The following is a 12,794-nucleotide window of genomic DNA, read 5'->3' as shown; positions in this document are numbered from 1 at the left end:
AAAAAAGTGCAATAATTCGCTTCCTAACAAAGAAAACATAGTCCATAGTCTAACATAAAAGAAACACCCATTCTATAGCTATCCCTCTTTTCCAATTTCTTCTGAAAAATCAACCTTTATTGACTTATAATAGTTAATAAGGTAAAATATTAAATGTACAAAATTATTAACTTTGTTTTTGTTTGTGTCAGGAGGAAAATAACATGGAATCAGCGATACAACTAGAAAGAGAACAACAAAGAAAAAAGAAACATCCTCCAGGTTTATACTTACTCTTCTTTACAGAAATGTGGGAAAGATTTAGTTACTATGGATTACGAGGATTATTAACATTATATTTAACGACAGCTTTAGTAAGCGGTGGTCTTGGGTTTAGTCCTGCGTGGGCACTATCCATTTACGGATTTTACACTGGAGCCTGTTATTTCACACCAATGATTGGTGGATACTTAACAGACCGGTTCCTAGGTAGACGAAAAGCGATCACAATTGGTGGTATAACAATGGCAATTGGTAACCTTACACTATTTGCCATGCAAAACCAAGCCGGCCTATACCTCGGATTAGCGCTTATTATTATCGGTAACGGATTCTTCAAACCGAACATCTCTACACTGGTTGGGGAATTATACGAAGAGAACGATCCAAAACGTGATAGTGCATTTACCATTTTCTATATGGGTATTAACGTCGGATCATTTTTAGCTCCACTCGTTTGTGGTTTTTTATCAGAAAATTTATTCAAAACAACAGTTGATGGCGTTGTACATTACGGATTCCGTTACGGTTTCTTAGCCGCTTCAATTGGAATGATCATTGGACAAATTTTATTTACAACATTATCAAATCGCTTCCTTGGTGATATCGGTAAAAAACCAACTCGTGATTTGCAAACAACAGATGGACAACCATCAGTAGGAGATACACCGTTAACAAAAAAAGAAAAACAACGTACCGCAGTTATCGTCATTTTAACATGCTTCGTTGTCTTCTTCTGGGCTGGCTTTGAACAAGCTGGTAGCTCATTAACATTATATACAAACAAATTTGTAGACCGCTCTGTGTTCGGATGGGAAGTTCCAACATCTTGGTTCCAATCGGTCAATCCATTATTTATTATTTTACTTGCTCCAGTCATTTCAGCATTATGGGCAAAACTTGCAACTCGCAAGCGCGGGGATTTAAAAATCCCAACTAAAATGGGACTTGGTATGATCTTGCTTGGTATCGGTTATATCATTCTCGTTATCGCTACATTAAAAACAGGTAGTGATGAACATAACATTACAGAAAAAGCAAACTTACTATTTATCGTCTTTACGTATCTTTTCCATACGTTAGGTGAGCTATTCTTATCACCTGTTGGACTATCAATGGTTAGTGCACTTGCCCCAGTAAAACTTGCTTCTTTATTAATGGGAGTATGGTTAGCAAGCTCAGGAATTGCTAACATTTTAGGCGGACAACTTGCAAGCTTCACAACTTCACTTGGATATGCTGAAGTATTTACAGTAATCGGAGCTGTAGCAATTGTATTAGGTTGTGTTTTATTACTAATTTCTAAGAGATTAGTGAAATGGATGGATTAAAAAAAGATGAGGGATTCCCCTCATCTTTTTTATTTCTTCGCCTTCGTTCCTACTAAATCACCAGCAACAACGTAACGTTTAGAATTATCTTTCACAGATACACATGTAATAAGCGTTATCTCATCTTTCCCATGATCCTCTACAACTTCCCACTTATCAGGAGTTACTTCAGATACACCAGTAACCGCATATTCATATTCATTTTCATTATCATACAAATAAATTTTGTCGCCTTTTTTTAAAGAGGCTACATCACTAAATAAAACACCTTTTTTAGACATGTTATGTCCTGCTAATGCATAGTTCCCTTTTCCCATTACTTGATTTTCTTTTACTGTTGCTGCACCTGATAATAGGTTTTTCTCAGTAGAAGATTTTAAAACAGGAAGTTCTAATGAAACACTCGGGATCGAAATACGACCAATTACTTGTTTCTTATCTAATGATGCAGTCGCTACTTCTGCCAAGTCTGGTTGATCAATTTTCGAAGCATCTACAAATTCCGTCTCATGTTTTTCATAATCCATTTTTTGAACAGCCTGTACATTTTCAGTCTGTTTCTTTTCAGCCTGATATCCATCATAAAATGGCTTTCCGATTAACACACCACCTACAACAAATAGAAGGATTGCTACTATACTATAAATTCTTTGCTTATTCATATACAATTCCTTTCCCTTACAAAATCTTACTCTATATAAAATGATAAGATAATATTGCTATATGTACAAGTATAAGCTAAAAAGAAACCTTCTCGCACGTGCAAGAAGGTTTCTTTTTAAGCGATTTTATTTCGATATAAGGATACGTGAAAAATCGTCATTTGAATAAAGAAAATACTAAATGCAATATATATTGGATATGCAGGAACATATAGATTAGCAATTGGAGAAAGAGTTAAAAAACCAACCGCACAAGGCAGCACGTACCATAGTGACATAAATGTAGTACGACAAGCCTTTTCTGTAATTGCCTTTTCTCGCTCATCCTCTTGAGGAAATAATAGTGGAAACATCCAATACGAGAGCTCTTTATATTTTTTCTTTTGAATTTTATAAAGAACAGTCGATACAATACCAAATATTAAAAGTAATACTAGCGGCATTAAACTCAGTGAAATTTCAGATGGTACTCTCTCCGTTTGAATAAAATTAGCGACTTCAATAGTAAAATAATACAACTCAATAAACGCCCAACCTGCTAATACCATTAAAAGTACATTTAGCATATAAGAAAATACGAGTCTATTCATCCTCTTCCCCCTCCTTATTTAAAACAAACACATCTTCCATCTTTAACTCGAATACATCACAAATCGTAAGTGCTAATAACAATGAAGGAACATAATCACCTTTTTCAATTGCAGCGATTGTTTGTCTCGTTACTCCAACCTTTTCTGCTAATACACTTTGCGAAAAATTAAATCGAGCTCTTAATTCCTTCACTCTATTTAAAATGGACAAATTTACCACCTCTTAATTTCATTGTATGCTTTCCTTAACAAAATGTAAACTCAACTTAACATTATTTTCACAAAAAATCCAACTTTACGTTTTGTAAAGTTGGATTACGTTTTAGTTTAAAATTGTAACTTTAACATTTTTTCTGCCCCAATTACTAGACGAAGCTTTATCCGGCATTAAAACATCGATTTTGTGACCTTTAATCGCGCCACCAGTATCTGCTGCAATTGCAATTCCATAGCCTTCAACATTTACAGTAGATCCTAATGGAATAACAGATGGATCCACCGCAATTAATTTCATTCCTGGGTTTGCAGTTAGATTATAGCCGCCCCATGCAGAATATACTTGTTGACCTGGTGCATAGCCATTTTCACCTGGATCTGCTGTATAAGCTGTTGCATGTACATAAAATTCTTTTCCACCAGCAGTTGGTTTAGGTGGTTGTGCAGGTTCTACCTTTGAATTATTAACAACAGGTTCAACAGGTTCAGCTGGTTTATTAGCTTTTTCTTGCTTTTTCTTTTCTGCAATTTCCGCTTGCGCTTTCGCTAAAGCTTCTTGCTCAGCCTTTGCAGCTGCTTCTGCTTTCGCACGCTCTTCTGCTGCAATTCTTGCTGCTTCTTGCTCACGAGCAATTGTTTCTTGCACTGCCTTCATATTTGACTCAATTTTAGCTTTCTCTTCTGCTGCTAAATTAAGTTGGCTTGCAACCTGATTATATTTATCTTGAACTGTTTGTAAGTTAGCTTGACGCTTTTTCAAGTTATCTTGCAACTCAGCTTGTGCTTTTGCTAATTTTTGTTTGTCTACTACTAAAGATGCTTCTTTTTCATCAATTGTTTTCTTATCTTCTTCAATTTGACGAAGATCTTGTTCTTGTAGACGTAAAATTTCTTTATCAGCTTCTAGAATAGTAGAAACTGCGTTCATACGTTGTAAGAAATCTGCAAAGTTTTTTGACTCTACTACAACTTCTACTACTAAACTCGTATTTGAACTGTTTTGAACAGAAACCATACGTTTTCTCATAATATCCTTACGAGCAAGGACTTTATCCTCTAAAACGACAATTTCATTCTTTTTTTGCTCAATCTGCTTATGTGTTTCATCGATTTTACGTTGAATAGCAGCTTGATCCTCTTTATTTTTTGCAATTGTATTATTTAAATTATGTAGTTCGTTTTCGATACCTTTAATTTCTTTATTAACAGCTTGCTTCTCTTGCTCTTTCTTTTGCATTTCTGCATCGTTTTGCTGCAATTGCTGTTGCATGTTGTTAAGTTTCTCGTCGTTTGACTCTGCTTTAACAGCGACTGTACTAGAAAGACCTATAATTCCTGCTAATACTAGACTACTGATTCGCTTAAAATAGTTCATAATCCGACTCCCTTCTTATACAGTTATACATGATTTATTTTACAGTTTGTTTACAATACCATTAAATACAGTTTATTTTTCATGACAAAAAAAAGGGAATTATGCATAAAATGTAATAGATTCTTAAATATTTAACAATTCCTATATTTAAAAATTATAAAAGATGCTAAAATCCAAATATAGAGAAAATATAACTTCTAAAGGCGGTTGAAATAAATATATGTTTACTCAAAAGAAATCACTCCAACATAAAATTGATCAATTAGAAAGTCGTATACAAGAACTAGAAGCAGAATTAAAACAAAAGGATATCGAACAACAAGAGACTATTTCTTCTATCCACGATCGTGTACAAAGCGTTGTTCAAGAACATAAACTTGTAAATAGCCAGCACCATACACTTCAAAATTTAGTTCAACAATTAAACTTATGTTTCGAAAATGTTTCAACGCGCACGACACATTCCAATGAATTGAATAACGAAATGTTACAAAAAGAACAAAGCTTAATTCAATCTATTGAAGAAATTATTGACTGTTCTAATGAAGGTAAAGAATCTGTTCACCGTTTACTTATTGTAATTAACAAATTAGGTGAACAATCTCAGCGTACGTCTAACAGTATGAATCATTTAAGTGAACGTTCAAAAGAAATCGAGCAAATTGTAGAAGTCATTCAAAACATTGCAGCACAAACAAATTTACTTGCTTTAAATGCGAGTATTGAAGCTGCTCGTGCTGGAGAGCACGGTAAAGGATTCGCTGTCGTTGCTAATGAAGTAAGAAAACTAGCAGAAAGTACAGCGGAAAGTACAAAAAACATAGGCAACTTAACGAAAAAAATTCAAGAAGAAATTGAAAAAGCATACGATAACACAAAAGATAATTTACATTTAGTCGATGAAGGTGTAGAAATGAGTGCCGATACAAACGCTAGAATCGAAAATATTTTAATTATGATTCAAACGTTACAAAACGGTGCTACCAATGTTATTAAAGCTATCGAAAACCAAAAATCTTGTAATGATGATATATTACGTGAATTCGCTAATACACAACAAATGTTCCAAAAGTTAAATACTACTATTATGAATCACATTCATGATGCTGAGAAAGTCGATGTTCAATTAACGAAAAGTCTTGAAGAAACAGTAGTTTCTCATTAATAATAAAAATCCCTTATACTTTTATAAGGGATTTTTATTATATTTCGAATATTTATTTCTTCTCAATATTCATCCGTATCTTTGTTATAATGGACAAGTTGTTTCTTTCGACTAATAAACAAGGAGGTTATTATGGAACAATTTCACTACATTTTAAAATATTTAATTCTCGGTCTGTTCCAAGGGCTAACAGAACCAATTCCGATTTCTTCAAGTGGTCACCTCGTTTTAGCACAACATTTGCTAGGACTAAAAATAGAAGGGTTCAGCTTCGAACTACTTGTTAATTCAGCTTCATTATTAGCTGTATTACTTATTTATAGAAATGATTTAATTCGTCTAACGAAGAATGGTCTATCTTATATCTTTACAAGAGCAGAGGACGCAAAATCAGATTTCTTCTTTATAATTTACCTTGTTATTGCGACCATTCCAGCAGGTGTTATCGGTGTTTTATTTAAAGATTACATCGACCAGTACTTAAAAGGTGTGAAAATGGTTGGGATTTCCCTTCTTATTACTGCTGTCGGCCTTTGGATTATTAGAAACTTACGTGGACGTAAAAATGATGGCGATCTTTCTATGAAAGATGCAATTATTGTCGGATTAGCACAAGCTTGCGCATTAATTCCTGGAATAAGCCGATCAGGTGCAACAATCGTCGCAGCGATGTTACTTGGTATGAAGCAAGAAACAGCTCTTCGTTTCTCATTCTTACTATATATCCCTGTTAGCTTAGGTGGTTTATTACTAAGTATTACAGACATTGCAAAAGATCCAAATCTAGACACATTATTCGTGCCATATATCGTTGCGTTTATCGCAACATTTATCATGACGTACATTTCATTAAAATGGTTTATGAACATTATGGCAAAAGGAAATTTAAAATATTTCTCTTTCTATTGTATTATCGTAGGTGTACTTACTCTTATTTTCTTATAAAGTGAAACTTACAAAGCGAAAAACGAGTCATTCTATTAAACTAGGATGACTCGCTTTTTTATATCTTTATAATGATAAAGCCCCTCTTTCTGTACAGTAAGAGGGGTCCCTTTTATGCGTATACTTTCTTTTCTTGACAATACAAACGAATAACATGTTTATTTTGTTGAAATACATCATGCGTTAGGCGGATAATAATAAAATTTCGTTTTGTTTGATCATCATGAACAAAAATCTGTTCTCCCTCCTGAAAACGCCATGCACTTTCAAAAGTTGTAATATGATCCCCACTTACAGAAAAAAGCTCATATCGCATATCTTGTACCCTCTCTCAACTTATAATAATCACTATATCCTTATATTAAATTTATTATAACTTAATCCCGTTTAAATTTGAAATTTTTTCTATTTCGAAATATTTTAATTTTGTTTTCAGGTTCTTTTAACGTTATAATGATAAACGAATTTTCATTGAAAGGAGCTTCATTTTGACTGCATATTTATTTCCAATAAAAACAGCATTTATTTTATTTCCTATTTTAGCAATGTTTCTATTAATCCCTTTTTTAATATTTAATTATCGTAAATACGGTTATTTAAATAAATGGCGTTCATTTATTTTATATTCATTATTACTTTACTTATTAAATGCCTATTTTCTTGTGATTTTGCCATTACCACAAACGTATGATACTTGTAGCCTACAACCGGCTAATACGCAACATTTGCAACTCTCGCCATTTTATTTCATACAAGAGATTAGTAATCATACCTCGGCGATTTTAACGAAGCCAGCTACGTACTTCTATTTATTAAAGGAATCTGCGTTTTTACAAGTCGCTTTTAACGTTTTACTAACCGTTCCGTTCGGTATGTACTTACGTTATTATTTCCGACGTAGCTTCTTACAAACAGTGTGTATTTCTTTTTGTCTTTCACTATTCTTTGAATTAACACAAGTAACTGGATTATATGGTATTTATAATTGTGCATACCGCTTATTTGATATTGACGATCTGTTTTTAAACACGCTAGGCGGCGTAATTGGTTTTATCATTGCACCAATCTTTACGTACTTCCTTCCGAAAACAAGCGAATTAGATATTCATATTGATTTAGAAACGAAACCAGTCGGATTCATTCGTCGTCTCATCGCTATGCAAATTGATTGGATTTTCTTATCTATCGTTGTACCTTTCATTAAAAATAAAGGAAATTCACTATTTATCGCTAACATCCAATCTTATACAAATGTATACGAACTCCTTTTCATTACATGTTCAATCTTAATTTACTTTATTATCATTCCATACTTTACGAATGGAAGAACAATAGGAAAAGCGTTGCTTCGGATTTACATTAAAGGACAAGCTGAGCGTATTACACTAAAAGAATTATTCATTCGTTACGGGATATTCTATTTCATTTTAGGCGGAATCAATTATATTCTTTCGAGTAGCTCTATCTTAAATCATACAGAGCCTTTAGTATTACTAGTTATACTATTATTCCAATTTGTAATTAACGGTCTATTTATTATTCATGTTTTATTACATGTATTTAGTCGTGATAAGTTACTATTTTACGAGCGCATTAGTCAAACAAGAAATGCGATTATACTAAAAAAAGCTGACAAGTAATACTTTGTCAGCTTTTTTTCATAATCGTAAATAATTTTTCTGTGTAAGGGTTTGAAAACATTTCTGCTTCATCTAGTAACTTTCTCGCCTTTAGAAACGAATGCATTTCTGGATATATATTTTGTAATTTTTCGTACGTTAACGTATGCATTTTCCCCCAATGCGGGCGCCCTTCATACTTTAGAAAAATTTTCTCCACCTCACCAAAATAAGCAGCATACTTCATACCTTTATACATATGAACGGCAATATACGCTGAATCCCTTCCGTACGCTGGACTGAGCCATATATCATCCCTTTTCACATAACGGCATTCAATTGGGAAGTGCACTTTATACTTTTTCTTTTCAATAAGGTTTGAAATATCTTCTACAACAGCCCGCATATACTTTGAAGGAACACTATACTCCATTTCATAAAATGGAACCGCACGCGATGTAGCAAATACTTCATAACTCGGACCAATTATTTTTGTATTCGGTACAGCTTTAGCCGATAATCGACTTACACCTTTACTTATAGAAGGAAACCATTTACATCCTTTAGATAACAAAGAGAACATCTTATTTTCAAGCAACTCTACCTTTAGTTTATGCCATTTCAAGTCACTTTTTTTACCCGTTGTTTCATTTGTAAATTTCACTTGTACTTCATCTGAATAAGGAAAAACAAAAAATTCAAAATGGCGATTCTTCTTATATTCTTCTAGCTTGTTCATTACAGTAGATAATGACTGTTTTTCACTTTTATAAACGAGTGAATAGGCTGGAATAACCTTCAATTTTATTTTTACAATGATACCTAACATTCCTAGCGACAACTGAAAGGCTCTCCAATATTCCACATTCTCAGTTTCCGAACAAACTATACTCTCGCCTGTAGATAAAACTGCGGTAATCTCTATAACTTGTGTTGATAAACTTCCAAAGGTAATACCCGTTCCATGAGTCCCTGTACTAATCGCTCCTGCAATCGATTGCGAATCAATATCCCCTAAATTTTCTTGTGCATAACCTTTTTCTTCAAGTAACTTCCCTAAATCATGTAGCTTTGTTCCTGCCCATACTTCGGCAACCATCTTCTCTGCATCCATATCCAAAATACCTTTCAATTCATCTAAAGAAACTAAAATTTCTTCCGTTTGCACAAGAGGTGTAAACGAGTGTCCTGAACCGACAACACGAATTTTCTTCCCTTTTTTTCGAGCAAGCCCTACAACTTCTACTACATCTTGTATACTTTCTGGATACATCGTATAATGCGGCGTTCCTTCTACATTCCCTGTCCAATTTCTCCATTTTTGTCCCTTTATAGAAAGCATTGGCCATCCCCCCGATATGTTGAATACTCCCCAACAATCTCTCCTTCTTTCACACGATATAAAAAAGGAAAACGCTCACATAACTCTCCAGCTTTACTATGGCGAAACAAGATAGAATCTCCTATCTCTACTCGTTCCTTACCGTTATAAAAAATCGGTGTTTGCACTTCGCCAGCGCCTTCTAAAGCTAATAGTTTGGCACCATTTGGTCTCCAAATCTCAGGTTCTTTATCTTTCCCGATTGCACCTGAGGCAATATATCCACCACCTAAACAAGTGTAAATAAACGGGGCTGGTTTACGCACAACTGGTAAAGCAAATCCGACAGCTGGATGAAATTGCACCTCTTTATAATAATCGAACAGCTTCGGGGCATAAAAAGCAGAACCTATTGTAATCTCTGAAATTGAATTATCTTGCTCAGTTGTTTTTATACTTCCTGTGCCTCCCCCATTTACAAACCTTAGTTCAATACCTAGGTTTTGTATTTCTTTTACGATATGTCCTCTTCTTTCTTTAACTTCTAACACTGACTTCTTCTTTAAATACGAAATTACTTTACTTTTCACTCTTTGATTCGGTATGTGATCTCCTACCCCAGCAATTTGAGCTTCATATCCCATTACACCATCTAGTATTAAAAATGATGATTCTTTTACCCTTTTTATTATTTTCAAAGCACCTTGCACATCTTTTACCGGTGATCTGTTTACCCCAAAATGAAATTGAAAAAAACGACTACTCATATCAATATCCAAACAAACACGAAAACACCCTTTAGACTCCTCAGCAATTTTTTCTAAATAAACAATATGGTCTTCACAATCCACCATACAAGTTATAATGAGGCCTTGCTTTGTTAGCAAACTTATTTCATGTAAAGCCCTTTTATCATAAGCAGGATATCCGAGCAATAAATCATTGAATCCTTGTTCAATTAAAAACAAAGCCTCTCTAGGTGAAAAACACATAATACCTTGAAATCGATCATTTGTAGCTAAAATCTTTTGCATAACCGGAACAGAACGTAGCGATTTACTCGCTATACGAATCTTCTTGTTTCCACTTAATTCCATAACCGATTGAATATTTTTATCTAAAGCTACTTCATCCAAAAATGCACACGGTAATGGAACTTCTTTAAAAATTCCTCGATCCACATTTTTCTCTCCTCTTTTCAATATGTCTTATACATATTGGAAAGAAAGTTGAAATTTCCTCTACAAAATAAAAAAGTTTCTTCCTATTAAGAAGAAACTTTTTTAGGACTATTTCATAGAAATAGTTGCCTCTACTGGATAATGATCAGAGTAATCATTATATGTATATTTTTTAAGCCATGATGTAACAGTCCACTGTGGAGATTTCGGTTGTAATACTTTATTCTCTATAAATGACGGATTCGCATGGTCCTTACTTGCAATAATATAATCTAAATACTCGGCAGGACTATCAGGGAAATTATATTTTGCTATACTGTTTGTCGTCGCATCCCAAGTTGCTGTATGTCCCGTATAAGATGGAATAGAAGCGTGTAATGTTTTAAACATGGATGCGTACTCTGAGTCACTATTGTTCTCTGCATTTATTTTATTCACGTTCATATCACCACCAAATAGGACGTACTCGTCATTTGGTATATTCTTATTTTTAATAAAGTCTTGAATTTCTTTTAACTGATTTGTACGTACAGATGCAGGTGAAGTTTTTCCGCACATACTATCTTCAGCCTGCAAATGCGTCCCGATTACATGAACGAAACGATCATTCTTCTTAATTTTTGTGTATACAAATCCTTTATTCGATAAATTATCTGGCCCGCATCCTTTTGCAAATACATATTGAATCTTTTCAACAATCGGCCATTTACTCACGATTGCAACGCCCCCATCTTCAGGAGTTGAAGATGAATAGCTACCTAACGTTTTATCCCATTCATTTCCGTTACTACGACCTAATACCGCTGTTTGATTTGGATATTCTTTCTTCAAATTCCCTAACAAACGATCTGATGCGCTATTATCAAACACTTCATTTAATATAACCACGTCTTGATTCTTTATATAATCTGCCGCCCCAATTAAATCAGCACGCTCACTTTGTCCCCAGTTCGGATATAAATTTGTTGATAGCATATAAACGTTATGCGTCATCACTTTCAAAGTATTATTTTGATTTGTAGACGTTTCTGCTTGAGCTGAAGATCCTCCGTATAAAACTCCTAAACCAATCCCAAAGCTAAGTACACCTTTTAGTAATTTTCCTTTCACGCTTCATACCTCCATGTATTAGTTATAAAAAGGCCAAATACTCTATTGTGAGATTTGACCTTTTTTTAATACTTAACGATCTCCGTACGTATCAAACCAAAGCTGAATGTATCCGGCAGTAACACGTTGTGCATCCATTAATCGCTTACCTGTCATTGGTGTAACTTCAGCGCGCCATTTATCTGCATATTCTTGTGATACAGCTGCTTTTACGAACCAATCTTTCGTATTATCATTTACAATGCCAGCGTAATCTTGTTTCGCTGCTACTGCCGCTCCGTGAATCCACTCTTCTGGATTTGTACCTTTCCAGTTCCAATATCCATTTCCATCCGTTACTTTATAATTATCTTTTATCGTATCTACAAAGTTTTCATATTTAGAATGGAATCCTTGTGGGTACGAAAGATTTGTAAAGTTTGCCGCATGCATCGGTTGGTTTACATCTCCTAAATAATGAAGAGATAATCCTAAATAGAAGAATGCTTGTTTCATATCTTTATTTTTATATGATTCACCAGCTAATTTAAAATATTTAGCGCCAGTTTCTTTTGCCTGCTTTGCAAATGGAATATATGTTTTTCCATTGTCTGGATCATAGAAATGTGAAGCAAATGTGCTATTATCATAATAAGGATTTTCATAGTCAGCAGCATAAATACCATTTTCTAATTCCGTACGCCATTCATTTAATTGTGCAACTCGATCCTGTTTTACAAGTGTTGTATTGCGAGACATAATATCAATGGCACGGTTTACAATCCATAAATGAGAGTTTACGCCTTCTTTATGTTTATCTTCAGCAGACCAGCGATGAACTATTTTTATTTTACTTCCCCCATCGTTTTCATGAGCAAATGCAACACTTTGTAACGGCGCTACTAATGTAATAGCTGCTGCTAAAGCAAGTACTTTCTTTTTCATCTGAAATCCTCCATTTTATAATTGAATTATTGTAAACTTTTTGTTAGGATCCTATGATATCGTCCGGTTAACCTATGACTAGAATATCCCACCTTTC

Annotated in this window: 13 protein-coding genes; 4 read left to right on the top strand and 9 right to left on the bottom strand. The window is 34.1% G+C overall.

Annotation, left to right across the window (positions count from 1 at the left end):
• Positions 1-203: 203 nt before the first annotated feature.
• On the top strand, positions 204-1,589 hold the full coding sequence (locus tag AC1DMU_RS21890) for a peptide MFS transporter (protein ID WP_088061913.1): 1,386 nt from the start codon (positions 204-206) through the stop codon (positions 1,587-1,589).
• 29 nt (positions 1,590-1,618) lie between these two features.
• On the opposite strand, the gene AC1DMU_RS21885 is transcribed toward AC1DMU_RS21890, so the two are convergent.
• The 4 genes from AC1DMU_RS21885 to AC1DMU_RS21870 all read right to left on the bottom strand — a co-directional run bounded on the left by AC1DMU_RS21885 (position 1,619) and on the right by AC1DMU_RS21870 (position 4,432).
• Positions 1,619-2,251, bottom strand: a complete 633-nt coding sequence (locus AC1DMU_RS21885) for a class A sortase (RefSeq protein WP_088061911.1) — start codon at positions 2,249-2,251, stop codon at positions 1,619-1,621.
• Positions 2,252-2,367: 116 nt separating this feature from the next.
• Positions 2,368-2,841, bottom strand: coding sequence for a DUF2178 domain-containing protein (locus AC1DMU_RS21880; protein ID WP_088061909.1), 474 nt, complete (start codon positions 2,839-2,841; stop codon positions 2,368-2,370).
• The gene (locus tag AC1DMU_RS21875; protein ID WP_141542835.1) at positions 2,834-3,052 is read right to left on the bottom strand and encodes a helix-turn-helix transcriptional regulator; all 219 of its coding nucleotides are present in this window, start codon (positions 3,050-3,052) and stop codon (positions 2,834-2,836) included. Before AC1DMU_RS21875 ends, AC1DMU_RS21880 begins: the two co-directional genes overlap by 8 nt.
• A 111-nt stretch (positions 3,053-3,163) precedes the next feature.
• Positions 3,164-4,432 carry a 3D domain-containing protein gene (locus tag AC1DMU_RS21870; protein WP_088061905.1) on the bottom strand — a complete coding sequence of 423 codons (1,269 nt, stop codon included), beginning with the start codon at positions 4,430-4,432 and terminating at the stop codon, positions 3,164-3,166.
• A 220-nt stretch (positions 4,433-4,652) separates the two neighbouring features.
• Between AC1DMU_RS21870 and AC1DMU_RS21865 the strand changes: the two genes are divergently transcribed.
• Positions 4,653-5,597 (top strand): methyl-accepting chemotaxis protein, encoded by a 945-nt coding sequence (locus tag AC1DMU_RS21865; RefSeq protein ID WP_087983311.1) that lies wholly within the window; start codon positions 4,653-4,655, stop codon positions 5,595-5,597.
• A 132-nt stretch (positions 5,598-5,729) separates the two neighbouring features.
• Positions 5,730-6,542 carry an undecaprenyl-diphosphate phosphatase gene (locus AC1DMU_RS21860; protein WP_044791332.1) on the top strand — a complete coding sequence of 271 codons (813 nt, stop codon included), beginning with the start codon at positions 5,730-5,732 and terminating at the stop codon, positions 6,540-6,542.
• 112 nt (positions 6,543-6,654) lie between these two features.
• Here the strand turns inward: AC1DMU_RS21860 and AC1DMU_RS21855 are convergent, their stop codons facing one another.
• Positions 6,655-6,858 carry a hypothetical protein gene (locus AC1DMU_RS21855; protein WP_001268332.1) on the bottom strand — a complete coding sequence of 68 codons (204 nt, stop codon included), beginning with the start codon at positions 6,856-6,858 and terminating at the stop codon, positions 6,655-6,657.
• A gap of 172 nt (positions 6,859-7,030) precedes the next feature.
• Here AC1DMU_RS21855 and AC1DMU_RS21850 point away from each other — a divergent pair, with 172 nt between their 5' ends.
• Positions 7,031-8,182: a VanZ family protein gene (locus tag AC1DMU_RS21850; RefSeq protein WP_087983313.1), complete on the top strand. Its 1,152-nt coding sequence runs from the start codon at positions 7,031-7,033 to the stop codon at positions 8,180-8,182.
• A gap of 7 nt (positions 8,183-8,189) precedes the next feature.
• On the opposite strand, the gene AC1DMU_RS21845 is transcribed toward AC1DMU_RS21850, so the two are convergent.
• The 4 genes from AC1DMU_RS21845 to cerA all read right to left on the bottom strand — a co-directional run bounded on the left by AC1DMU_RS21845 (position 8,190) and on the right by cerA (position 12,697).
• Positions 8,190-9,503 (bottom strand): D-arabinono-1,4-lactone oxidase, encoded by a 1,314-nt coding sequence (locus AC1DMU_RS21845; protein ID WP_088061903.1) that lies wholly within the window; start codon positions 9,501-9,503, stop codon positions 8,190-8,192.
• The gene (locus AC1DMU_RS21840; protein ID WP_088061901.1) at positions 9,491-10,663 is read right to left on the bottom strand and encodes an amino acid deaminase/aldolase; all 1,173 of its coding nucleotides are present in this window, start codon (positions 10,661-10,663) and stop codon (positions 9,491-9,493) included. Before AC1DMU_RS21840 ends, AC1DMU_RS21845 begins: the two co-directional genes overlap by 13 nt.
• Positions 10,664-10,771: 108 nt before the next feature.
• Positions 10,772-11,773 (bottom strand): sphingomyelinase C, encoded by a 1,002-nt coding sequence (gene sph / locus AC1DMU_RS21835; protein ID WP_000676775.1) that lies wholly within the window; start codon positions 11,771-11,773, stop codon positions 10,772-10,774.
• Positions 11,774-11,845: 72 nt separating this feature from the next.
• Positions 11,846-12,697 carry a phospholipase CerA gene (cerA, locus tag AC1DMU_RS21830; protein WP_000731008.1) on the bottom strand — a complete coding sequence of 284 codons (852 nt, stop codon included), beginning with the start codon at positions 12,695-12,697 and terminating at the stop codon, positions 11,846-11,848.
• Positions 12,698-12,794 lie beyond the last annotated feature (97 nt).

It is taken from the genome of Bacillus sp. 01N45 (genome assembly GCF_056399205.1).
The sequence above is the reverse complement of the archived record's forward strand: the minus strand, read 5'-3'. Positions and strand labels throughout refer to the sequence as shown.